The organism is Alteromonas sp. I10 (assembly GCF_003201515.1).
In the GTDB taxonomy this organism is placed as follows: domain Bacteria; phylum Pseudomonadota; class Gammaproteobacteria; order Enterobacterales; family Alteromonadaceae; genus Alteromonas; species Alteromonas macleodii.
Map to the genome: position 1 here is coordinate 165,385 of NZ_QJJN01000004.1, position 22,297 is coordinate 187,681.

Genomic DNA, 22,297 nt, shown 5'->3' on the forward strand with positions numbered 1-22,297 from the left:
AATTTTCTAGCCGGTTTGCCTTAGGCAGATAAGGTTAGTGAGTGGGTAAGTAATTAGTGAGTGGGGAGTGTAAGATGATAAGGTTTAATAGCATACCAGGTTATGTGCTTGCACCTTGATTCTGGTTATATGATTTTTGCTTTATAAATCTGAGCGCCGCTTTGACCGCCCAATAAAAAAGGTGACATCCAGTCGCGCTATAGCGCTGAATGTCACCTTACTTTTAAGGGGGCGCTTTACAGCTTACTTAACACGCATACCCGGCTTTGCACCTTCGTGCGGCTCAAGAATGTATAGCTCGTCGCCACCAGGGCCCGCGGCTAATACCATGCCTTCACTCATGCCAAAACGCATTTTACGAGGGGCGAGGTTCGCTACCATTACCGTATGTTTACCGATTAGGGCTTCAGGCGAGTAGGCCGACTTAATACCTGCAAAAACTTGTTTAGTTTCTCCACCTAAATCTAGCTCTAAACGTAAAAGTTTGTCAGCTTTCTCTACGTGTTCAGCTTTAGCAATACGTGCAATACGTAAATCTACCTTGGCGAACTCATCAAACGAGATAGTGTCGCTAATAGGGTCTTTAGCAAGCGGGCTGTCTGGGTCGATAGCCGGTGCTGCTGGCGCTAGGCTTTCTTTTGAATCTTCAACCATGGCGTCGATTTTCTCCATTTCTACACGCTGCATCATCGGCTTAAATTTGTTGATGGCGTGGCCTTTCAATAGGGTTTGCAGTGAATTCCAGTCGAACTTGTCGTTTAGGAATTCTTCTGCTTTTTCTGCAAGTACTGGCAGTACCGGCTTTAAGTAAATCACCAACAGACGGAACATGTTAATACCTAGCGAGCACACATCGTGTGTGAACTGCTGCTTAGTCTCGTCTTTAATGGTTACCCAAGGTGCATTGTTATCAATGAACTGGTTTGCTTTGTCAGCAAGGGCCATGATTTCGCGCACGGCTTGGTGGTACTTACGCTTCTCAAATAGTGCAGCAATGCTTTCAGATGCGTTTTGGAACTCAGCAATCAGTTCTGGTTCAATTACGTTGTCAGACAGTTTTCCGTCAAAACGCTTAGTGATAAAACTTGCACAGCGGCTTGCAATGTTAACCACTTTACCTACCAAGTCTGAATTCACTTTTTGTGCGAAGTCAGTAAAGTTAAGGTCGATGTCGGTAACACCGTCGCCTAACTTAGACGCAAAGTAGTAACGCAGATATTCTGGGTTCAGATGGTCAAGGTAAGTACGGCCTTTAATAAACGTACCGCGCGACTTTGACATTTTCGCGCCGTTCACCGTTACGAAACCGTGAATATTTACGCCAGTAGGCTTACGGTATCCCGCACCTTCTAGCATGGCAGGCCAGAATAGGCAGTGGAAGTACGTAATATCTTTACCAATAAAATGGTAAAGCTCAGCCTCTGAGTCTGCTTTCCAGAAATCATCAAACTCCAAGTTATTTTGGTCGCAGAAGTTTTTGAAACTAGCCATGTAGCCAACAGGTGCATCTACCCACACGTAAAAGAATTTGTTCGGCGCACCTGGAATTTCAAAGCCGAAGTAAGGCGCATCACGGCTGATGTCCCACTGTTGAAGACCTTCAGTAAACCATTCTTGCAGCTTGTTAGCCATTTCTTCCTGCAGGGCACCTGAGCGGATCCACTCTTTTAACATGCCTTCAAATTTTGGCAGGTCAAAGAAGAAGTGCTCAGACTCACGTAGCACTGGTGTAGCACCCGATACAACGCTGCGCGGGTTCTTTACTTCTGTTGGGCTATACGTTGCGCCACATACGTCACAGCTGTCGCCGTTTTGGTCTTCTGCACCACAGCTTGGACATGTACCTTTAACGAAACGATCCGGCAAGAACATTTCTTTTTCAGGGTCGAAAAGTTGGTTAATGGTGCGCTTGCTGATGTAACCCGCATTATCCAAACGAGTGTAAATTTCTTCACACAGCGCCTTGTTTTCTGGTGAATGGGTTACATAGTAGTTGTCGTAATCTACGTGAAAATCAACAAGGTCTTGGTGATGTTCAGCACGCGTTCTTGCCACCATTTCTTCTGGTGTAATGCCAAGCTCTTGGGCTTTAAGCATAACCGGCGTACCGTGTGCATCGTCGGCGCAAACACTGTAACATTCGTTTCCGCGAAGGCGCTGAAAACGAGTCCAGATGTCGGTTTGAATGTGTTCTAGCAAATGACCTAAGTGAATAGAGCCATTTGCGTATGGCAACGCACTGGTTACCAGAATTCGGCGTTTTTCTGACATAATGACGTTATTGATTCTTTGCGTTTCAAAATGGCTGCAAATACTAGCGGAAAACCGCGTTTTTTGCATTACGTAATTCACACAATTCTACTACTAGTAAGGCATTTTATGTTCTTTTCTCGCAAAGCAGAGCCGGTAACTCAAAAAGTTGCTGTAATTTTGGCCAAGTATTTTTCGCTAGATGTTGAAGATACCTTGCCATGGTGTGCTTTTAGCCAACCAGAAAATGAAGATGCCGGTGTAACAGTTACCTTGCCATTTTGTATAGCTACTCAGTTAGACGCGCTTAAACAAGAAGTGCTTAGCCAACTAAAAGGGAAGCTTGGCGATGACCAGCTTACGTTTAAACAAAACGTAGCGAGTGGAGAAACTGAAGTAGCACCTGTCACCAACATTAAAAACATCATAGCAGTGGCCTCTGGCAAGGGCGGTGTAGGTAAGTCGACAACCAGTATTAATTTAGCGTTTGCGCTTATGCAAGAAGGCGCGAAAGTTGGGATTTTAGATGCCGATATTTATGGGCCGTCTATTCCCATTATGTTGGGCAACCCCGATGCACACCCTGAAAGCGAAGATAATAAGCACATGCAGCCGCTAATGGCACATGGGCTGGTGGCGAACTCAATTGGTTATTTAGTGCCTCAGGAAGATGCGGCGGTATGGCGCGGACCCATGGCAAGCAGGGCATTAAAGCAGTTGCTAGATGAAACCCTATGGCCGGTGCTGGACTACTTGATTGTAGATATGCCACCAGGAACAGGCGATATCCAACTGACGATGGCGCAACAAGTACCGCTGACTGCTTCAGTGGTAGTTACAACGCCGCAGGACTTAGCACTAGCCGACGCCCAAAAAGGCATAAGTATGTTTGAAAAAGTGAACGTACCTGTATTAGGGCTTATTGAAAACATGAGTTATTACCAGTGCAGAGCCTGTGGTACCAAAGACTATGTGTTTTCAAAAGACGGGGGCGAGGCGCTTGCCGAACGCCATGGACTGCCACTTTTAGGTCAGCTACCGCTTGATATCCATATTCGCGAGCATGGCGATGCCGGCACGCCTTTGTTAATTACCTCGCCCGAAAGTGCATTGAGTGAAAGTTATCGTGAGGCTGCTCGCGCCCTGTCTATGCAATTGGCCCTTACTGTTGCGCCACGCAAAGGGGCAGTAAACCACATTAAGGGCAACCCTATTGGCATTGTTGGTAAAGAGTAACTAGCTTGAAATATCTAGGTAACAAATATCAGGAATGCCCGACGGATAGGTAAATTCAGATAGGTGTAGTAAAGGTGAATTATAGCCAGGTTCGATTGCTTAAATTTAAAATTTGATAAAACTATACGAAAATTGCGCAAAAGCAGATAAAACAAGCCTTTGAGCAGTTGAATGCATGCGGCGACATACGCATAATAGCGGCCTAACGAAATGAGGAATACACCATGCGCTTGTGCGACCGCGATATCTACCAACATCTGCAAGATGGAAAAATTAAAATTGACCCTACACCCAGCTACGATCAAATAAGTGGTGTAACGGTAGATATCCGCCTAGGTAATAAATTTCGCGTGTTTGAAGATCACCAAGCGCCGTTTATCGATTTAAGTGGGCCGAAAGCACAGGTTCAAGAAGCGCTCGACCATGTTATGAGCGATGAAATTGAACTAGAAGAGGGTAAAGCCTTCTTTCTACACCCTGGGGAGCTAGCGCTTGCCATTACCCACGAGTCAGTAACCTTGCCTGACAACATCGTAGGTTGGTTAGACGGGCGTTCTTCGCTTGCGCGTTTGGGCTTAATGGTTCACGTGACCGCGCATCGAATAGATCCAGGCTGGTCGGGCAACATCGTTCTTGAGTTTTACAACAGTGGTAAGTTACCGCTGGCGCTTCGCCCTAAAATGAAAATAGGGGCACTTAGCTTTGAGGTGCTATCGGCGCCAGCTGAAAAACCGTACAACGCAAGAGTGGACGCTAAATACAAAGGCCAAGCAGGCGCAGTTGCAAGCCGAATCTCGTCAGACGACGAGAGTAAATAAAAGAAACCGTCTTAAAAACACGTTTTTTTCGCAAAAGCGTAGTGCGTTTCCCGCTAATTACTGATAGAAAATATAAGAGCAATAACTAGCACTTATAATAAAGCTATTAGTAACGGGAAGCGCAATGCACACAAACTCTGAACCTTCTTCAGAAACTCTACAACGAAAGCCAACACGCAAAAACAGTATAATTCTATTTGCCTTTATCGCTTCAGTACTATGTGGCTTGGGATTGTGGGCCATTGATCAGCCCAGCGAGATCATTTTTACCGCAGCAATTACGCTATTTGTCGCTGTGCTCTGGGTGACTGAAGCGCTCCCTATTCCCGCTACCTCACTTTTACCCTTCGCGCTATTCCCGCTATTTGGTGTGTTGTCTCACAGCGAAGCTGCCTCTGCTCTCGGAAGCCACGTTATCATTCTATTAATGGCTGCTTTCATGCTTTCAAAAGGGTTGGAGCGCGCTAACTTACACAAGCGTTTCGCCATTTACATGTTGCGTATAACGGGCAGCGGCAGCCCGCTCAAACTGGTACTGGGCTTCATGTTAACAACCGCAGTACTCAGTATGTGGATTAGTAACACGGCAACAATCCTAATGATGTTGCCAATGGCTATCGCTATTATCAACGCAGTAGACAATCCTCGATTTGGCGTGGCGCTTATACTTGGTATCGCTTATTCGGCAAGCCTAGGTGGGGTAGGGACACCGATTGGGACGCCACCTAATATTATCTTTATGAGCGTGTATGAAGAAACCCAAGGTATTGAATACAGCTTTATCGACTGGATGAAAACAGGCGTACCAATCGTAATACTAGGCGTACCTATTATGGCCTTATGGTTAGCGCGCGGTATTAAACAAGTGGGGAACATCGATTTACCTGTCCCAGGCACATGGACAAAAGCCGAGAAGCGTGTTCTTGCTATTTTTGGCACTGTCGCTTTAGCTTGGATTTTCAGACCTTTTTGGACTGCTTGGATAGGCATAAGCACAGTAAGTGACAGTACTATTGCCGTAGCGGGTGTTGCTGCTATGTTCTTTACCAACAGCGGAAACGATAACGGTGAAGTAGACGAAAAAGGAAACAACGACAAACTGCTTGATTGGAAAACCGCAAACGATATTCCGTGGGGCATGTTGTTATTGTTTGCTGGCGGTATTTGTATAGCCAAAGCATTTATGTCATCGGGCTTAAGTGTTCTTATGGGAACATGGTTAACGGGACTTTCTACGCTTCCTGTTCTTCTATTGGTACTTGGAATTTGCTTGTTCGTTACCTTCTTGACGGAAATTACCTCTAACACGGCAACATCTACACTACTAATGCCAATTCTAGCGGCCGCGGGTATGGCTGTGGGCGTAGATCCTAAGTTGTTGATGATCCCCGCGGCAATTAGCGCAAGTTGCGCTTTTATGCTGCCAGTAGCTACAGCGCCTAACGCCATTGCATACTCAACGGAAAAGTTCGACATAAAAACTATGGCCAGAGAGGGTGTGGTGCTAAACGTGTTAGTTGCACTGGTAGTCACTGGGGTGTGTTACGTTACGCTGGCCTAGCTTGAACGCGCTTTTGTGAAGGAGATACGCCAATCTCTCTTTTAAAAGCCTTTGAAAAAGAAGCTTCCGTTTCGTAACCATATTGGTTTGCAATGGTAATTAACGGCTTGTTGCTTTGGATTATTTCTGTGCAGGCACAACGCAGGCGCCATTGCGTTAGGTATTTAATTGGAGTTACGCCTGCACAGGCTTTGAACTTTGCTGCGTAGTTAGATTTAGACATATTCGCAATACTCGCCAGCATTTCTACGTTCCAATGTTGTTCAGGCGCGTTATGCAGCGCTTGAAGGCTATTTGCTATGGCCGGATGCAGTAGAGCCCCTAAGGTTGATGAGTACTTGCTCATTAAATGCTTCACAATCAAAAGGAATACAACCTCAGCGATTTTGTTTAGCAGAACCGACGAAGTGAAGGTTGAGTCCGACACTTCTAACGACGCGCTGATAAGTAACTGCAGACTTTCATGTAGCACTCTACTTTCTTTTGATGCTTTTTTAATTATCCAAAATTCTGGCAGTTCTTTTGTTATTACTCTCATTAAAGGGTGCTGATACTCGAAGTAACCGCAAAGTAGCACCGGGCCTTCAGCTCCTAGTTTCTCGCTAACAGGAATAGAGCTTGCGCTAACATTTTTGTAAGTGTGAGTTTTTGTAGGGCTTAAAAGGTGTGGGCTATCAACAGGCAGTAAAACCATGTCGCCTTTTTCTAACAGAACTGGGCCGTCGTCGTTGCGGTGTAAGTAGCATTGACCGTGAGTTACGGCGTGAAAATTAATAAAGCCGGTGCCAGAAGTGTCAATTTGCCAGTTACCGCAATATTGTCCGTTGTGAAATACATTGGTGGTTATTTGAAGTTGGTCAAAAAGGCTTTCTAAATTTTTCATGGTGTTTTGGACAAGTATTTAAGCGTTTGGAGCATGTTTGTATAAGACCGAAGTACGTACCATATTCTTCGAACTTATACAGAGATAGTGTGAAAACACTCGAAACACCAATGTGGAGAAGAAATAGCATGAGAGTATTCTTAAAAGGTAGTTTATTTGCAGTTTCACTAATTGCTAGTGGCGCGGTATTCGCTGGCGTTGATACAGAGACCGACGAAAACGGAATTATTTTAGCCGGGCACGACGCTGTAGCTTATTTTACTGAAGGTAAGCCAGTGCTGGGTAAAGCGACTATAACGGCTGTCCACAACGACGCTATTTACCGATTTTCATCGCAGAAAAATAGAGACATGTTTGTAAGCAACCCAGACAAATACGCACCAGCTTACGGCGGCTTTTGTGCCTACGGCGCAACGTTTGGTAAGAAATTTGAAATAAACGGCAAAGCGTTTGAAATTGTTGATGGCGTACTTTATGTGAATAAAGACGAAAGTGTATACAAAGCATGGGCTAAGAACATTCCTACTCATATAAATGAGGCGAATGAAGAATGGCCAGAAATCAAAGATGTAAGTGCAGACGACTTGTAATAAGCTTCGTTTTAGTTGGGTTTTGTTTACCAAATAATCGTTTAGGCGGTTATTTGGTTTTTTTACATTGCAAAGTCGTTGAAATTGAGTAGACTTGTCGGCTCTTTCGGTCGGTGTGTAGCGCAGCCTGGTAGCGCACTGTCATGGGGTGTCAGGGGTCGGAGGTTCAAATCCTCTCACACCGACCAACTTCTCCTATTTTTCAATGACTTACCCCACGCATTGATTGTTCACGATATGAGCGTCCCAAAACTGCCCCAAAATTGTCACATTATACAGTAGTACAAGTTTAAGTTTTCTAGCTTTATGCTCCTGTATCAATCGTCAAAATTCGCCTCATTCGTAACTAGTTAATCCTGAGGTTTACTAAACAGGACATAACTATGACAAAGAAGACTCAGAAGCGTGATCTGCAAATCACGTTCATTCATCAGTTTAAAAGAGCGACAAGAACCGCTTGGCCTGACAAATTTCGTTTATGTTGGTATTTCAATCCAGAAACCCTAGATTATATTTACGAACATAAAAACGAACAATTTGTTACGAATGGTTTTGTTATCTCAGATGGTCTCGCAATTCAGCTTCCAGAAGAGTTCAGGAAGAAATATTTCGAGCCATCTGAACGATGCTTATTGTTCTTACTATTCGAGCTACAAATCGTTGGCTTTATCAATTCAGGTGAAGTTGATGATGGAGAGTTTGAAAATGTTTTCGGTGTAACGAAACATCGTTATTTTTCAGCCGAAGCAATTGATGAATGGACAGAGCAGATTGAATCACTTTAAGGGCTGCTTTGCAGCCCTTTTTTTGTTTTGTAGTCAGCATTGTGCCCTGAACCAAACTAAGTTACTTTATAGAATTAAACTAATAACATGGAAGTATAATGCCTGTAGAAAAAAAAGCTGTTGTCGGAGCAATTAATGTTGTAATTCACCCACACTCGAAAGACAAGTATATTGAGTTATTCAAGGAAGCTGAAAAGCTTCTCCCTGTAAATTTGCGGGGGGATTCTTTTGCGCAGCTGGCCCATGTAAAAGCTGAAAACTCTTCGATTGCAGGCATGAATGGTTTAGTGACTGCTGAAGTTTATCGATATACAGAAATAGATCAATCGCAAAGGTGGTTTGACAAAAAAAATAGAAAGTTCTTGGATGATGCCGATGTAGAAGATATCAATCTTCCAGAATATGCTAGCCCGAATTCTGCTAAGTTTTCGATTATATTTGACCCAGTTAAGCACGTGTTGTTCTACGAGGGTTTTTACGATGGAAAGAATTTTAGTCCAAAAACCGCTGAACTCTTTTTTGATAAATTGTTTTCAAATGAAAAGATAGTTAATAAATTCGGTAAGGTAAAAGTTGACCACGCGCCCACCAAAGATAAGGTTGAAGAATTAATAGAGCATAAGAATAAAAAGAAACTCATCTATCAGATTAGTAGACCTAACCCCGATGATCTTGACTCCTTAGAACGTAAGTATCTAGAGGCAATGGAGGCAAAAGGGGTAAGTGAGATTCGCCAAGAGTATAAGTCTCAATCGGACAATGATATACAGATGGATGAGGAGATGAAAACTACGGCCAGGATAGCTTCACGTAATGGCAGCTTTGTGGTTCGTTTTGTTGATAGTTATGGACAAATCAAACAATGTTCAACTGAACAATATCCGTTTCAACAAAAAAAATATTATGACATGAATGAGTTGACACCTTACGATAAATTTAAACAAATGGTTCTTTCGCTCGTAGCATCTTATTCTGACTGGTTTAAGTAAAGGTATGCTTAAATATTATTTTGCTATATACGGGGGCTGGCCCAAACTATTTAAAAGTAGCTATTTCTGGATTTCAGTTATAATTACGAGTCTGTTTTATCCAACGTGGTCTAAACCTGAATGGTGGGGTAATCCTTTAGATATTCTTCCAAACATCCTTGGCTTTTCGCTCGGGGGATACGCGCTCATAATGGCATTTGGAGATAAAGAGTTTTTACGGGTTCTTTCTTATAAAAATTCGAAAGGCGAAACGTCAGCTTTCATGGATCTAAATGCGGCTTTTGTTCATTTTATAGTGCTTCAAATTTTCGCAATTATTCTTGCACTGTTAAGTGAAAATTTCTTTTTGGTTGGTATCCCAAAGTTTGTATTTGAATGGAATTTGATTTATTTTTTATATGCGGCTACCTATATCTGGTATTTCTTAAGTTACCTGACTTTTATATATGCTTTAATCACAACCTTTGCTGCAACGTTCGCAATTTTGAGAGTGATGAAAGTATATTCCACACATCTAAATATAGAAAAATAGCACCCTCGCGGGTGCTCAATATCATTCGCTTTCCAACTTTCGCATAGCAAAATATGCAATTAACGCTAGTGCTAGACCAACACCAAGACACCCAAAAGAAATTAGATATAGTCTATTCGATAGAGGTTGGTATACGATAAATTCTGGATAGTCCAGCAACAAAAATGCAATGTTCCAGAGCGTATTAATTGTCGCAATGGCAATTATTTTATTGCTCAGCGATATCCATTTACCGCTCATTTTGAGGCACGCGTTGAAAAGGCTTTCACAGTATATTCTCATTTTTTACTCCTAGTTAGTCCTGTAACTAACTAGGAACCTCGCACGAGAATTATCTCTCTTTACATCAACTCTCGTTACATACAGTTATAGACTCCATAGTGGGTCGGATTTCTGTTAGCCGTTCGTCTAGTCTAGGGCGATACTTCGAAAGATTATGACTGAAAGTAATACACAAAGCGTCGTAAACTAAAAATTCCCCTAGGACGGTGACTACATATTTTTGAATGCAGAACCACAGTCTTACTTTCTTTAGCCATATTCTTCAATCATATGGGAATAATATTGAAAGTGCAGTAAACCTCGACTGCGCTTTTGCTGGTTCGTAGTCCGCTGAGAGGTGCGGGCTGTAGATAATGAGCAATAATCATCGCGATTGGCGTTTGTTGTCGAAGCAATAGAGGACACAAAAAGGGAGCCATTAGGCTCCCTAGAGGTCAAACTGAGTGCTCGTTATTCAATCAACCCCATTAGCTTTCCTGCTTCTATGAATCCGTCACGACGGATTTGAATAACTCTGTCTCCAGTTGTGTGAGCTAGCTTTTCGAGTTCTTCCAACTGTTGTAAATATGAATCTTTCCGAACTAACTCCAGCTTATCGTCGCCTAACTGACGTTTACTGTTGAACATAAGTTCGTAAATAACATTACACTCTTGGGCTTTAAACTTTATGCGACTCGTTAGTAAAGTCTGTTGATCACGAGAGAACTGTGAGCGATTAGCTGAAAACAACTTCGAATGAGCCTTTTCGATCTGAGTCAAAAAGCGCTGCCTGTGGCTATACATGTAAACAAACTCATATAAGCCATCAGTGTCTTCAAGCTCTTGTAGATATTTTGTGAGGATGCCCTCTCGGAGCTTGCCGTTACCCTTATTCTTTGCATTCGATGTCTCCATCTCAATTGCGACAGTACACCCTGTGTCGGCATCTACAACTAAACCATCGACCAATCGCGGGTCATTGCCTCGATTTTCAAGCAGTATCGCGAGGTCTTTCTCTGATGCGAATCCAGTTATCTTTTGACGCTTCGCTAAATCCAAAATTACTATTTGAACTGAAAGGTCATGTATCAGGTTTCGCTCATTGACTCTGCTTGAATCAGAACGAAGATGCAACTCTCTATTCAACAGAAACTCAGCTTCTCTGATACCCTGTGATGTCAGTAAAATAAACCCCTTATCAGTGTTTGCAAAAGAACTGTGTAAAGTAATCAGCTGCTTTTTCTTCATGCGATTTACGAGTTTGTTCACTGCCTCTCGACTGAGACCCAGATGGCGCTGTAATACACTCTTGCTTGAAACTCGAAAAGCCCCGAGAATTGCTAGAACTGCACTTTCTCTTTGCATACCCAAAGTGCCAGGATCGCTAGCAGTCGTTATATTGATATGCGTCAGTGACTTTTCAAATGCTCTTTCAACGTAGTTCATATTTTCTCCTGTTTTTTTACGTCGAAAGTAAATAGATTCACACGAGGATAAATCGGCAGGGTGGGGCACAATGCTATGCATTATGCCCGAGCTTCGCTTAGCTAAGCAGTCCGCTTAGCAAATGTATTTTCTATCCAGAAAACACAAACAACTTTGTTGTAGTAAACCTTCTGCAAAGCAGAGCTGACGCGACTTGTCGCTGCTCTGCTACTTGCCACGTTGTGGCGGCGACAGAAGCTTTACTGGGAGTCAGCTACCGCTGATTAAGCCTAATTTTCCCTTCAGTTACTTCGGGAAAAGCGTTGCTGCGGATATACCTCGCAACTTTCGTATCGTTGATACTCAGGCAGAGTAATGTTGCTACCCAACAATACTCTGGTTTGCTGAGGCAAACGAAAATTAGGCTTAATCTGCGATGCTGACTCCTGCTACGTGAGCACCTGTGTTTCACACAGCACTCACTGCGCAATCGTTATTGAGCGTTGCTCAAGCTGTTATTCAAACTCTGCTAGAGTTTGTTTTTAGTGCTTCTTCGAAGCAAGATGCTATTTTTTCACTAGTCGCTTGAATGCCCTAATTTTAATTGCCATTGGACTTAAGTATAATAAATAAGTAAAACAGACAATTAACCCCTCTGGCAGAAGGGGAGAATTACAATGTGGAGGGAACCCGAAGATGAAAGACGTGAATATTGAGAGAAATGTTGTCGAAGAGCCTTGTGTCGGGCATATAGATTTATCGATTGATATTATCTCCACTTTTTCATTGGCTGCTCAGCAAAATTCTTACCCTATTTTAAAATCTGTCCGCGTAAGCTATCCAAGACACGACGAAAAACCGTTACTGCCTTTAAGTTCGTTGACAGTAAAACTGACTGCAATTGAGGGGTGGCTCGGTGAGGAGCTTTGGCATATTGATAGGCTTGAGCCAGGGCAATCGATTAATATAAAGTTGAAAGAACTTCGCTTTCCTTTCGAAAAGCTTTTTGGCATAACTGAACAGATCACACACGTTCTTTCATTTTCCCTTCTTGATGACGAACAAAATGTACTCGCAGAGCAACATCCTAAACTGGAAATTTTGCCAGCAAATTTTTGGGGTGGGGAGGAAAGACAACCTGCGTTATTGGCAGCATTTGTTAAGCCAAACGGCATTTATGTTGAGTCTCTAGTTAGACAATGTGCATTAGCGTTAGAAAAGGGGGGTTATGGCCGAACTGTAGATGGCTATCAATCTAACACAAGAGAAAAGCCTTATTTGATGCTTGCTGCGCTGTGGAATGTTGTTTTCAAAGAGAAGCTGGCATATGTAAGTCCTCCGCAAGGCTTTGCTAAAACTGGACAAAGGATTCGTTTGGCTTCCGACATAAGCAATTCTCGAATGGTTGCCTGCCTCGATTCCTCTTTATTGTTTGCCAGCTGCATTGAAGCGATGGGATTGAATCCCGTTGTTGCTGTGACTAAAGGGCACGCGTTTGTTGGTGCCTGGTTAATCGATGAGAAACTACCAATTCTTACAAACGATGATCCGCAGGATATAAGAAAGCGAGTTGATAATAGAGATTTGGTTTTATTTGAAACAACATTAGTAACTAATGACTCCCCTGTTACATTTGAACAGGCAAAAGACCATGCACGGGAACTACTTTCTGAAGAGAACGAGTCAGAGTTTGTCATGGTTATCGATATTGCGCAGGCAAGAGCACAATCTATAAAGCCTTTATCAACAGTTGAAGAAGCCAAGGAAGAAAGAACATCAGAAGGAAGTTCTGAGGAGCTTGCTTTGCCTGTCGTTCCACCATTGCCGCCTGTCAGAAAAGATGAACAAGTTGTAGTTGAAGAAACGCCTGAGACAAGAATTGATTCATGGTCTAGAAAACTATTAGACCTGACAAAGAAAAATACCCTCTTGAACTTTAGCGACAGAGCTGTAGCCATTAAACTTTTTTGTCCAAATATTGCAGTAATGGAGGACATGCTGGCAGATGGTACGAAGTTCAAATTTCTTTCTGCCCAAGAAAGTCCTCATTTTGATCCAAGTCGCGACAGTGAGATGTTTAGGCTTCAGACAGGGTCTGATGTCCATCGTGAGTATGCACTCAATCAAATTCAGAATAAGGTTTTAATTGCAAACCAGCCAGCCAAAAAACTAGAAAAAAATTCCGTTGAGCTGTTTAGGCGTGCGAAGAACGACCTAGAAGAAGGTGGTTCAAATACCCTATTTTTAGCGCTAGGGTTTCTGAAATGGAAAGAGAACCCAGAAGATTCGAGAAGCTATAAAGCGCCGCTGTTGCTAATCCCCGTAAAATTAACTCGTCGAAGTGCGCGGGCACCTGTTTATGTTGAACAATTGCAGGAAGAAGATCCTATCTTCAATCTCACGCTCATTGAGTTTCTGCAATCAGAACACGACATCAATCTGAGCGAGTTTAAGGATGAGTTGCCTGAAGATGACAGTGGAGTAGACGTCCCTTTTGTTTGGCAAAGGGTTAGGGAAGCAGTTAAGGAGCAGCCAGGTTTTGAATTGGTCGAAGAATTGGTTCTCGGCTCGTTCTCTTTTGCAAAATACCTGATGTGGCGAGACTTGCGTGATCGACTCGATGATCTGAAAGAAAATCCGTTTGTTCAACATTTAGTTGATAACCCACGAGAGCCTTATTCTCAAGACAGCAGTTTCGTAAACAGAGAAGAGATAGACGATAAATTAGATCCAGCTGAGATATACACGCCGCTCAATTGCGACAGTTCACAGCTTGTGGCAGTTGATGCCTCTGCAAAAGCGCAAGACTTCGTTCTCGAAGGGCCTCCAGGTACAGGGAAATCTGAAACTATCGCCAATATAATAGCTCACAATATTGGTAAGGGGCGAAAGATACTTTTTGTTGCTGAAAAAATGGCTGCTTTAAACGTAGTTTACCGTCGTCTTCAAAAAGTAGGGTTAGATCATCTATGTTTAGAGTTACACAGTAACAAAGCAAACAAGAGGGCAGTATTAGACCAGTTAAACATCGCTTGGCAAAAACGTGAAGGGTTGAATCCACGAACTTGGGAAGCGACTGTTGCTGACCTAAAGCAAAAGAAAGATAAATTAAATAACTATGTAAGGGCATTACACCGAAAAAGTGAGTTCGGTGTATCACCACGTGATGCAATATCCTCAATCGCGCTAAACCTTGATTCATTAAAAATAAAGCTCGACTGGCCCCTAGATTTAGCTGGCGCACCTATCAAATCAGAAAGTGAACTGGATAGGACACAAGAGTTAGTAGAACAGTTGGCTCTGGCTTTTTCTGATGTACGTGACCTTGATATAGATGCATTCAGGTTTGTCACTGCTACTGAATGGTCTAACGTTTGGCAATCGAAACTTCTCATGTCAATTGATGATTGGCAGCAAAAGTTTGAGGCTACAGAAAAGAGCTTAGCCGAACTACTACCTCTGTTTTCACTAGAGAGCGTAGAGCAAACTATTGCAAATCTTATTGCCCTTAAAAATGTTGATTACTTGGCAAAGGTAGCTACTAAGCAAGACATCGCATTTGCCGTCGATATGGGGGCCAAAGAACGTGTCGAGCTAATTCATGAGCTGGCAAGGTTAAAGGAAGAGTTCGATAACACGCTCGATGAAATATCCCACGGTGTTAACAGTGAAAATGTATCTGAAGTGCCTATCCAACAGTGGAAGCAATTTGCACAAGAAGCTGAATCGGGTTGGTTGAAGGCTTTTTTCAATAAGCGGAAGATCAACAAAGAAGCAGCTTCTCTGGGCATCACTAAAATAACTGACTTGTCTATCATCGATAAGATTGACCTTTGCCAGAAGCAGAAGTCAGATATTGAAAGCAGGCTTGCGCACGTTGAAAAATATTCTATCTGGGAAGGATGGAGAACCACCTCTGAATCTCTTTTCGAAAAAGCAGAACTAGGTAGTGAAGTTAGGCTAAGAATTTCAGAACTAGTGACTCTCACTGATGACCCAACTGAGATATTAATCCCTGTGAAGAAATGGTTTGTGGATGGGAGGGAGTTTCTAGAAGAATCAAAAGTATTTGCCACTGCTAATGCTTATTCAAAAGCTATTGATGCTTTCCTTGGTACGAACGCCACCCTTAGCGAAGTAGGAGTGTTAGTAAGCAGCGATGATTCGCTAAATGTTGTTTCGCAGAGCTTGGGAGATATAACCGGAAACGCGAATAAGCTGAAAAATTGGTGTGAATGGCAATCAGCTAAAGCGCGAGCGGTATCGGTTAATCTTGAGATTTTGAGTTCAGCGCTAGAGAGCGGCTCACTTAATCATGAAGAGTTGGGGCAGCAATTTAGAAGTGCGTTCTGCTATTGGCTTGCACCATTGCTAGTTGACGCCGATCACGAACTACGTCAATTCAAAGCATCTACCCATGAACAAACAATAGAGGCATTTAAAAAACTCGACGAGCGTGTGGCTCAGATTACTAGTGATTATGTTATTGCGCTCGCATCTGAGGGCAAGCCTGTTAAGGAATCAAAAGATAATCCAAAAGAGTTTGGAGTCCTAGCAAAAGAGCTTCAAAAGAAAACTCGACACATCCCCATTAGAGCCTTAATTAATCAACTTGGTGATTCGTTACTAGATTTATGTCCGTGTCTAATGATGTCTCCATTGTCTGTCGCGCAGTTTTTGCCTTCTGATTTTAAAGGCTTCGACTTGGTCGTTTTTGATGAAGCTTCACAAATGACGACATGGGATTCAGTTGGTGCTATTGCCAGAGGTAAGAATGTGATTATTGTTGGCGACCCTAAGCAAATGCCGCCCACTAATTTCTTTTCTGCGGGCGGAAATTCTGATGAGCCTGATGAAGAAGATATGGAGTCAATTCTTGATCAAGCCTTGGCAGCAAGGTTACCGCTCAAGCGTTTAATGGGTCATTACCGAAGCAAACATGAGACATTGATAGCCTTTTCAAATAGCAAATATTATGAAAATTCGCTGGTGACCTATCCATCATCAGAAACTAAAGAGTCGGCAGTATCTCTTCACCGAGTTAACGGTATTTATGCGAAGGGTAAAGGAAGAAATAACACCGTCGAAGCTAAAGCCGTCGTTGATGAAATTGTTCGCAGGCTGTTAGATGAGCATGAGCGTAACAAGTCTATAGGTGTGGTAACCCTGAATACTGATCAGCAACGAACCATAGAGGATTTGCTGGACGATGCGAGACGGCAACATCCTTCTATAGAGAAATATTTTCAGGACAGTCAAAACAGAGATCCTGTATTTGTAAAAAATCTGGAGTCAGTTCAGGGCGATGAGAGAGACGTGATAATGCTCAGCCTTGCATATGGGCCAACTGAGCCTGAAGCGAAAACGATGAGCATGAACTTCGGGCCGCTTAACAAGAGCGGTGGTGAACGCCGATTAAATGTTGCTATTACGCGAGCAACAACGGAGGTAGTCGTATTCTCAAGCTTTGACTCTTCGATGATAGATTTAAGTCGCACTAACTCTGTAGCTGTCGAGCACTTAAAACACTTCTTAGAGTTTGCTGAAAAAGGCCCAATAGCGCTTGCTGAAATAGCCTCTGCTGACCATGGTGTCGATCAATTCGATAGCGACTTTGAAGAGGCGGTAGCTCAAGCGTTGCGTGTGAAAGGCTGGAAAATACAGACCCAAGTAGGAGTGAGTAAGTTCAGAGTTGATTTGGGAGTTTTGCATCCTGACAAGCCAGGAAAATATATCGCTGGCGTTGAATGTGATGGCGCAACCTATCATGGCTCACCAGCTGCTAGAGATAGAGACAGAGTAAGACAAATCATATTAGAAAACTTAGGTTGGAATATTGTACGACTGTGGTCTACAGACTACTTTGTCGATCCTGAGTCAGCGATAGAAAAAGTTGATGCTAAATTGCAGGAAATTCTTGAAAAGGAAAGAGAGCTAGACACACTGCATAAAGCAGAAGCAGAAGCAGAAGCAGAAGCAGAAGCAGAAGCAGAAGCAGAAGCAGAAGCAGAAGCAGAAGAAACAAATGTGCTGGCTCAAAGCGCAAATAGCGAGGCTGCTGACGAGAGCTTTTCTGAAGAAGGTGAAAAGGAAATTTTACACAGCAAGACCTTAAATGCTGCCGACTATTTCAAACCTCAGTACAAAGAACGACTAACCTCTTTAGTCAGAGAAGTATTGTCGGAGCGCCCTGGAATAACACTTCACTCACTAGCTCTGGAAATAGCAAATCTTCATGGCTTAACGAGAACAAGTAAAAAACAAATAGATTATATTCGGGAAATAGTAGAGGCGTTTGCGGGCATCAATGAAAACGATGGATATTCACCAACTTTATGGTTGTCACCCGAAGACCGAGTTGATCTTATTGAGTGGCGAGGCGTGGATGCCTTTGGCTATGAAAGGAAATGGAATGAGTTGGCATACGAAGAGGCACTCGGTCTTGCTAAATTCGCAGTGACGAAGAATCCAGGTTCTCCTGTCGATGTAATGTGTGATGAATTGAGGTTGAAAAGGCGACATGAAACAACGCTGTCTCAATTTAATCTATGGATAGGTGAGTTGGCTTAGCGAAGTGAGAAAAGCGCAGAAAATAGCTCAATATTAAAGGACTAAAAACATGAATGAAGTAATTTGCCCAAACTGTAAGAAAGCATTCAAGATTGACGAGGCTCGATATGCAGATATTTTAAAGCAGGTTCGCGACACTGAATTTGACAAACAGTTGAAGGAGCGACTAGCACTCGCAGAGAAAGACAAAAACAATGCAATTGAGTTGGCGAAGGAAAAGTTCTCCGGTCAGCTTCGCGACGCGCTATCTGAAAAAGACAGCGAAATCAGTAAGCTTAAAGCTGAGCTGGGCAATGCAGATTTGAATAAGTCGTTAGCCATTACTGAAGCATTAAAAGCCATAGAGAAAGAGAGAGACAATCTCCAAAACGCACTCGAAAAGGCGAAAAGAGAAAGTGAAGCCAGCTCCAACCTAGAAAAAGCATCTCACCAGAATCAGCTACAGGAAACTGCTGCGAAAAAGGATGCTGAAATCCAAGAACTGAAGGCAAGGTTAAGTGCTGCTGAGAATTCGCAGAAACACGCTGTGGCAGAAGCGCAAAGTAGTGCTGAAAGAGAGTTGAACAAGCTAAAAAGTGATTTGGAGAAGGCGCAACTAGAGACAAAGCTTTCGGAGCAGTCACTAAAAGATAAGTACGAAACGCAATTGAAGGACAGGGACGACGCGATTGAGCGTTTACGCGATATGAAGGCTAAGCTCTCGACAAAAATGGTCGGGGAGAGCCTGGAGCAACACTGTGAAACTGAATTTAACAGGATTCGTCACACTGCATTCCCGAAAGCTTACTTCGAAAAAGATAACGATGCTCGTGGTGGAAGCAAAGGCGACTACATCTTCAAAGATCTTGATGATTCAGGTATAGAGTCTGTATCAATCATGTTCGAAATGAAGAACGAAAACGACCAGACTGCCACTAAAAAGAAAAATGAAGACTTTCTGAAAGAGCTGGATAAAGACCGAAACGAAAAGCAATGTGAGTATGCTGTGCTGGTGTCGCTACTTGAACCTGAAAGCGAACTTTACAACACCGGAATCGTGGATGTCTCACATCGCTACCCAAAGATGTACGTAGTCAGGCCTCAATTCTTCATTCCTATAATCACTTTGCTAAGAAATGCAGCGCAAAACTCCCTCAAGTACAAGTCCGAACTAGAGCTAGTGAAAGCGCAAAATATTGACATAACTAACTTCGAGAGCGATTTGGACGAGTTTAAAAAGGGCTTTGCTCGCAACTATGACTTGGCCTCAAGAAAGTTCAAAACAGCAATCGATGAGATAGACAAAACGATCACTCATCTTCAGAAAACTAAAGATGCGCTACTTGGATCAGAGAACAATTTAAGGCTAGCAAATAATAAAGCAAATGACCTAACAGTTAAGAAGCTTACGAAGAACAATCCAACTATGGCTGAGAAGTTTCAGGAGATTGAGTAAGGTTCACTGAAAATAGTTGGATGGTACATTATTATTGTCATAATGATTTACATGAGAATCATTAATCGAATTGAAAGTAGGTAGTAAAGCATGGAACGCTTCGCTGAATTAAAGCAATACCAGAGATCTCATCGAAATAGCTTTAGTGAAAACTTAGCACTCCGAAGTCACAGAGGCCTGAGTTGGCTAAAGCGAGCAGAAATGTGTGAAGACGACCCCGATGCCAAATTTATTTTTTTATGGATTGCTTTCAATGCAATCTATGCGCAGGATCTCGATACTTTGAGGTTACGTGAAGCTGAGAGTTTTTCGAAGTTTATTGAGAAATTAGTTGCATTAGATAACGAAAATGAACTTTCAGATATTGTGTGGCAAGAGTTTTCAGGAAGTATAAGGGTATTATTAAATAATCCGTTCGTTTTCCAACCTTTTTGGGAATATCAAAATGGGAGCATCGAAGAAGATGAGTTCAAGACCCGTTTTGCTTCCGCAAAATCTAGTGCAGCCAGAGCATTAGGCAACGCTAAAACAAATATTGTTCTTCGTTTGGTATTACAACGATTATATACGCTCAGAAACCAGTTAATTCACGGAGGTGCTACCTGGAACAGCAGCGTAAATCGTGAGCAGTTAAGAGATGCTAACTGTCTTTTACACAAGTTAGTGCCCACATTAATCGATATTATGATGCGAAACCCTGATGAGCTTTGGGGGGATGCCAATTATCCGGTGGTTGCAATATGAATACTTGCTCAAACCAGATTTTCCAGAACCTGTCGATTAGATCGGTTATGAGCTGGGTTCAGCATTCTTATGAGTAGTCATTTAGAAGTTGCAGCAAAAAATATTTATGTCGAGTGGAAGAGATCTATTCGAAAAGCCTCTGCTAACATTAGAGTTGTTACCCCGTACTTTGACCGCACACTGATCGACTTATTAAAGACTCCGCTAGTTAACGGTATATCTGTTCAAATACTCACTGATGCAGATACTCCAAATTGGCTAGAGGCTTTTGCTCAGTTGAACGCAATGATGAAGCTAATTGATTTGGGCGCAGAAATTCGTTCATTCGAAGGACTTCACGCAAAAGTGCTATTAATTGATAGTGATATACGTACTGTTGGCTCACAGAATTTCACTCGCAGAGGAAAGCTGAATGCAGAAGTCTCAGCTCTTGTTGATAAAACAAACTGTGATGCGAAACTGAGAATACAAGATTGGTGGGATACTGGTCGGGAAGTTTTTAAAGATGATTTAATGAGGCTACTTGATATTCTTGAACCTAAGATACAGCATCTGAAGAGCCTGGCAGAGGAAATACAAGAAGAGTACGAAGAAATACAGGGTCGGCTAGATAGTGAGCGAGAGTGTCAACGTTGGGCTGTAATTAAGAATAGGATTGTTAGCTCTGCTATTTTTTTAGAAAACGACGTTGCATATGTCGAAGCCAAAAATTCAGGACTCTATGTTTATGATTCACAGTTAACACTTTGGAAAGACGTCCAAAGCAGAGAAAAGAAAATAAAAAGACTGTTTTTTTATCCCGTTTATTTTTTTAATAGTAAAAAGCTCGCTTATTGCAGGGTAGGGAAAACGCGAATAACTTATCTAAGTGATTCCGTGAGTTGGGAAGGTAGCAACCTAAAAATAGGCAACGCATATATCCACAACTATTCTGTACACTTTAAACATAGTGATAAAGGAGCTGAAGCTCATTTCAACTGTAACTTGGGACGCATCAAAATACTTTTTAATGATGGTGATTTAATTTTTTTAATAGACGATAAAAGCTCTGAACTAGCAGATGTAATTGAAGATCCAGTTTCACAAAGAAATGTTGTAGATTGTGTATTTAAAAGTCTTAAGTTCGAAAGAATGAGTCATTTATCAATAAATCAGAATGTTGCCGAAGAGTATTTTGAGCCAGACGATTTTTATAATGTGGAAATGATAGAAGTATTTGAGAACCCAGTCTTCGTTATTTATAAGTAAAATAAAAAATTTGTATCAGATCATGTAAGTGAAGTAGTAAGCAATTGCACTTTTTAATAGGCTGCTAATACGGTCTAGTAATTAAATAAGCCTAGTAAGACTAGCGTCCCCACTTTACAAATTAACGGGGTGATCAAGTAGCTAAATTTCTAAGGAGAAAGCGTGGGTAAATTGAAAGCCTACAAGAATAGGGGGGCACACAAGGGCGAGCCTATATATCCCCACAAACATAAAGACGGGACTTATGTGGCGAGCCTTTCGAGATTTGAAGATGATTATATTTTTGTTGATACCGAAGATGAATTGGAAGCGTTAGTACGGTCTGGTCTAGGAGCAAGGATGTCCAGTCCTAATATCAGACAGGCACCATCTCTTATAACTGCCGATAGTATCAAATTCTCTGATTCCAGTTTGCCTCCAGTCACGGCAAAAACCATGCTCCCAAAGTTAAGCGAAGAAGTGGATTTGGATTTTGACTCGACTTCAAAATCCAGAAAAGAACAAGCATTTCTTCGAGCACATATTTCCGGAGGGAAATCGAAAGCAAGGTGCGTGCTTTGCCAAAATGAATATCCTTTAGAATTCCTTGTCGCTGCGCACATTAAGAAAAGATCGGAGTGTTCTCTACCAGAGAAACTTGATTTTGACAATGTAGCAGCTCTGATGTGTAAGGCAGGTTGTGACGATTTGTTTGAGAAAGGTTACGTTTTTGTCTCTGGCGGTGTTATCGTCAGAAACCCAAAGCGTTCTACAACGCCAGCCTTGGATAAGCTCATAAAAGTTTTAGAGGGTAAAACTGTGAAAAATTGGTTAGGTAGCTCAGTTTATTATAAGCACCATGAATCTAAATTTAACGCGTAACTCCATCTGACTCACTTGTGATAGCAGATGGAAGAATATCTGCTTACGAATAAGAGTTTACATTTTCTTCTAACTAAACTAGCAAGTTGCAGCTATTTTCTTCCAGCTG

16 protein-coding genes and 1 tRNA gene are annotated in these 22,297 nt (G+C 42.3%); 13 read left to right on the forward strand and 4 right to left on the reverse strand.

What is annotated here, in order from left to right:
• Positions 1 to 243: 243 nt before the first annotated feature.
• Positions 244 to 2,271 carry a methionine--tRNA ligase gene (gene metG / locus BZA03_RS09765; RefSeq protein WP_014976866.1) on the reverse strand — a complete coding sequence of 676 codons (2,028 nt, stop codon included), beginning with the start codon at positions 2,269 to 2,271 and terminating at the stop codon, positions 244 to 246.
• Between the two features lie 108 nt (positions 2,272 to 2,379).
• Between metG and apbC the strand changes: the two genes are divergently transcribed.
• The 3 genes from apbC (at position 2,380) to BZA03_RS09780 (ending at position 5,865) form a co-directional block, all read left to right on the forward strand.
• Entirely contained in the window at positions 2,380 to 3,486 is a 1,107-nt protein-coding gene (apbC, locus tag BZA03_RS09770; RefSeq protein WP_110288652.1) for an iron-sulfur cluster carrier protein ApbC, read from the forward strand.
• A 224-nt stretch (positions 3,487 to 3,710) separates the two neighbouring features.
• Positions 3,711 to 4,304: a dCTP deaminase gene (gene dcd, locus BZA03_RS09775; RefSeq protein WP_014976864.1), complete on the forward strand. Its 594-nt coding sequence runs from the start codon at positions 3,711 to 3,713 to the stop codon at positions 4,302 to 4,304.
• 124 nt (positions 4,305 to 4,428) lie between these two features.
• A complete protein-coding gene (locus BZA03_RS09780; RefSeq protein WP_110288653.1) occupies positions 4,429 to 5,865 on the forward strand; it encodes a DASS family sodium-coupled anion symporter in 1,437 nt (478 codons plus the stop codon).
• On the opposite strand, the gene BZA03_RS09785 is transcribed toward BZA03_RS09780, so the two are convergent.
• Positions 5,852 to 6,748 carry an AraC family transcriptional regulator gene (locus tag BZA03_RS09785; RefSeq protein ID WP_049586886.1) on the reverse strand — a complete coding sequence of 299 codons (897 nt, stop codon included), beginning with the start codon at positions 6,746 to 6,748 and terminating at the stop codon, positions 5,852 to 5,854. The genes BZA03_RS09780 and BZA03_RS09785 overlap by 14 nt on opposite strands.
• A 128-nt stretch (positions 6,749 to 6,876) precedes the next feature.
• Between BZA03_RS09785 and BZA03_RS09790 the strand changes: the two genes are divergently transcribed.
• From BZA03_RS09790 to BZA03_RS09810, 5 genes are all read left to right on the forward strand, one after another.
• Positions 6,877 to 7,338: a YHS domain-containing (seleno)protein gene (locus tag BZA03_RS09790; RefSeq protein WP_101565029.1), complete on the forward strand. Its 462-nt coding sequence runs from the start codon at positions 6,877 to 6,879 to the stop codon at positions 7,336 to 7,338.
• Positions 7,339 to 7,449: 111 nt separating this feature from the next.
• Positions 7,450 to 7,526, forward strand: a tRNA-Pro gene (locus tag BZA03_RS09795).
• 195 nt (positions 7,527 to 7,721) lie between these two features.
• The gene (locus tag BZA03_RS09800; protein WP_110288654.1) at positions 7,722 to 8,123 is read left to right on the forward strand and encodes a hypothetical protein; all 402 of its coding nucleotides are present in this window, start codon (positions 7,722 to 7,724) and stop codon (positions 8,121 to 8,123) included.
• A 98-nt stretch (positions 8,124 to 8,221) separates the two neighbouring features.
• The gene (locus BZA03_RS09805; protein WP_110288655.1) at positions 8,222 to 9,112 is read left to right on the forward strand and encodes a DUF4747 family protein; all 891 of its coding nucleotides are present in this window, start codon (positions 8,222 to 8,224) and stop codon (positions 9,110 to 9,112) included.
• 4 nt (positions 9,113 to 9,116) lie between these two features.
• On the forward strand, positions 9,117 to 9,644 hold the full coding sequence (locus BZA03_RS09810; RefSeq protein WP_110288656.1) for a hypothetical protein: 528 nt from the start codon (positions 9,117 to 9,119) through the stop codon (positions 9,642 to 9,644).
• Positions 9,645 to 9,665: 21 nt separating this feature from the next.
• On the opposite strand, the gene BZA03_RS09815 is transcribed toward BZA03_RS09810, so the two are convergent.
• Complete coding sequence (locus BZA03_RS09815; protein ID WP_110288657.1) at positions 9,666 to 9,926, reverse strand: hypothetical protein; 261 nt, start codon at positions 9,924 to 9,926, stop codon at positions 9,666 to 9,668.
• Positions 9,927 to 10,376: 450 nt separating this feature from the next.
• Positions 10,377 to 11,351 (reverse strand): helix-turn-helix domain-containing protein, encoded by a 975-nt coding sequence (locus tag BZA03_RS09820; protein WP_110288658.1) that lies wholly within the window; start codon positions 11,349 to 11,351, stop codon positions 10,377 to 10,379.
• A gap of 675 nt (positions 11,352 to 12,026) precedes the next feature.
• Here BZA03_RS09820 and BZA03_RS09825 point away from each other — a divergent pair.
• The 5 genes from BZA03_RS09825 to BZA03_RS09845 all read left to right on the forward strand — a co-directional run bounded on the left by BZA03_RS09825 (position 12,027) and on the right by BZA03_RS09845 (position 22,188).
• On the forward strand, positions 12,027 to 17,900 hold the full coding sequence (locus tag BZA03_RS09825; protein WP_110288659.1) for a DUF4011 domain-containing protein: 5,874 nt from the start codon (positions 12,027 to 12,029) through the stop codon (positions 17,898 to 17,900).
• 49 nt (positions 17,901 to 17,949) lie between these two features.
• Entirely contained in the window at positions 17,950 to 19,335 is a 1,386-nt protein-coding gene (locus BZA03_RS09830) for a DUF2130 domain-containing protein (RefSeq protein ID WP_110288660.1), read from the forward strand.
• Positions 19,336 to 19,425: 90 nt separating this feature from the next.
• On the forward strand, positions 19,426 to 20,079 hold the full coding sequence (locus BZA03_RS09835) for a HEPN domain-containing protein (RefSeq protein ID WP_110288661.1): 654 nt from the start codon (positions 19,426 to 19,428) through the stop codon (positions 20,077 to 20,079).
• 69 nt (positions 20,080 to 20,148) lie between these two features.
• Complete coding sequence (locus BZA03_RS09840; protein WP_110288662.1) at positions 20,149 to 21,327, forward strand: phosphatidylserine/phosphatidylglycerophosphate/cardiolipin synthase family protein; 1,179 nt, start codon at positions 20,149 to 20,151, stop codon at positions 21,325 to 21,327.
• A gap of 162 nt (positions 21,328 to 21,489) precedes the next feature.
• Positions 21,490 to 22,188: a hypothetical protein gene (locus tag BZA03_RS09845; RefSeq protein ID WP_110288663.1), complete on the forward strand. Its 699-nt coding sequence runs from the start codon at positions 21,490 to 21,492 to the stop codon at positions 22,186 to 22,188.
• The last annotated feature ends 109 nt before the right edge of the window (positions 22,189 to 22,297 follow it).